A 2,171-nucleotide genomic window follows, 5' to 3' on the forward strand; every position below is an offset into this window, starting at 1 on the left:
GCCCGGCTTCGGTGGGGTGCACCGAGTCGTTGTAGATCAGCTTGGTCGGGTCCGGCGTGGCGCTGTTGATGCCGTAGCGGGCGTTCTCGGTGCAGCCGTTGCCGCTGAAGCAGGTGGCGATGAGGTTCTGGTCGGTGGCCAGGCCAAACTGTGCCGGGTTGGCGAACGTCTCTTTGAGCAGTACCGGAATGTTGAGCGGGATGACTTCGGCATTGATGTTTTGCAGTCGGCTTACCAGTTCAGTGTTGAACTGGGCGCTGAGTTGGGACGTGAACGCTTGCAGCGGGGTGCCGTTGAACGCCGGGGTAAAGCCGATATCGGGCAGCAACCAGACCATGACGTACTTGGCGCCGGCGGTTTGCAGCGTCTGTACGCTGTCGGCCAGGCGGTCGGCGGCGGCACTGGCCTGGGGCAGACTGGTGACTCGACCTTGCAGGAAGTCGTTACCGCCGCCCGACAGGTAATACAGTGCGTTCGGGTCGGCACGGAAGTTATTGGATGGAAGATAGCCGGCCCGGGTGCGTTCGCCGGTGGCGGAGGTGCTGGTAATCGAATCAAGAATCTGGTCGGTACGGTAGCCGCCTACAGCCCAGTTGTTACCATCAGGCAGGCCTTCGTTGGCGCGAACTGCTGAAGCAGAGGATGCCGTCTGGTCTGGTGAAAACCCCAGTTTTCCGCCCAGAATCTGCGTGGCGTTGAGCGAGCGGACTTCGCCGCTGCCATCCAGGTACACCGGCCCCGTCCGGTTGGTGAAGCGCTGCGTCGCCMCGGCAGGCCCGCCCGTGTCGGCAAAGGTCCCAGCGTCGTTGAGGCTGTCCCCGAAGACAATGAAACTTGTATAAGGATTAGGTGCGGCGTTCGCCTGGGCGCATGCGATCGCGAGCAAGCATCCTGCGAGTGGTACAAACAACGACTGTTTGATCATGAGCAAGTCCGTTTATTTATTGTTGTAGTGAACGAAACGACAGTACCAAAAACTTCCGGCCTTTTGCCATCTGTCGCGAAGCCTTTGATAGTTTCGCGGGCAGCACCCCCGGCGATATTGCGCGCTCTGCCCAGCTAAGTTACTGTGCCGGGACGTACGAACGAGACCTTCCCCGTGTTGATCATCAGTAAACTCCTGGATCAAGTCATCAAGGCACATGCCCGCTGGCGTTGGCGCGCCTGAATTCTTTTGCCGGCCTCGCCGGACCTGTACCGCTTTGCCTTCTTTACCTGTTTGAAATGCCGCTTTGCTGGCGCTACTCCAGCATCTGACAAAGCGCAGCGCTCTGCGGGTAAATCATTCGAAGGCCATCTTTAAAGTCAGTGAATTCAAGAGGTTCTTAACGCCATGTTGCTGATGATCGATAACTACGACTCCTTTACCTACAACGTTGTGCAGTACCTGGGCGAGCTTGGCTCCCAGGTCAAAGTCGTGCGCAACGATGAACTGACCATCGCTGAAATCGAAGCCCTCAATCCTGAGCGTATCGTTGTGTCCCCCGGTCCTTGCACCCCGACCGAAGCCGGCATCTCGATTGAAGCGATCAAGCATTTCGCCGGCAAACTGCCGATTCTTGGCGTCTGCCTCGGCCACCAGTCCATCGGCCAGGCCTTTGGCGGTGATGTGGTGCGCGCCCGCCAAGTGATGCACGGTAAGACTAGCCCGGTATTTCACGAGGACAAGGGGGTGTTCGCAGGCCTGAATCGCCCGCTGACGGTCACTCGCTATCATTCATTGATCGTCAAGCGCGAAACCCTGCCCGATTGCCTGGAGCTGACGGCCTGGACCCAGCTTGAAGACGGCTCGGTCGACGAGATCATGGGCCTGCGTCACAAGACCCTGAACATCGAGGGCGTGCAGTTTCACCCAGAATCGATTCTCACCGAGCAGGGCCACGAACTGTTCGCCAACTTCCTCAAACAAACCGGCGGCACGCGCTAAGGACTTTTCATGAATATCAAGACAGCCCTGAGCCGCATCGTCGATCATCTCGACCTCAGCACCGATGAAATGCGCGATGTCATGCGCGAAATCATGACCGGGCAATGCTCGGACGCGCAGATTGGCGCGTTCATGATGGCCATGCGCATGAAGAGCGAAAGCATCGACGAAATCGTCGGCGCGGTGTCAGTGATGCGCGAATTGGCGGACAAGGTCGAACTCAAGACCCTCGACGGTGTGGTCG

General features: G+C 58.5%; 2 protein-coding genes and 1 pseudogene. 2 read left to right on the forward strand and 1 reads right to left on the reverse strand.

Annotated elements, in window-relative coordinates; all coding sequences use genetic code 11:
* A partial coding sequence (locus tag ACXRVY_RS25465) for an SGNH/GDSL hydrolase family protein (RefSeq protein WP_458238576.1) occupies positions 1-925 on the reverse strand: 925 nt, incomplete at its 3' end.
* Between the two features lie 408 nt (positions 926-1,333).
* Between ACXRVY_RS25465 and ACXRVY_RS25470 the strand changes: the two genes are divergently transcribed.
* Together ACXRVY_RS25470 and trpD are read left to right on the forward strand one after the other, a co-directional pair.
* Complete coding sequence (locus tag ACXRVY_RS25470; protein WP_007980194.1) at positions 1,334-1,927, forward strand: aminodeoxychorismate/anthranilate synthase component II; 594 nt, start codon at positions 1,334-1,336, stop codon at positions 1,925-1,927.
* Positions 1,928-1,936: 9 nt separating this feature from the next.
* A pseudogene (gene trpD / locus ACXRVY_RS25475) lies at positions 1,937-2,171 on the forward strand (anthranilate phosphoribosyltransferase); the annotation flags it as partial.

This window comes from Pseudomonas sp. P5_A2_2, assembly GCF_054177685.1.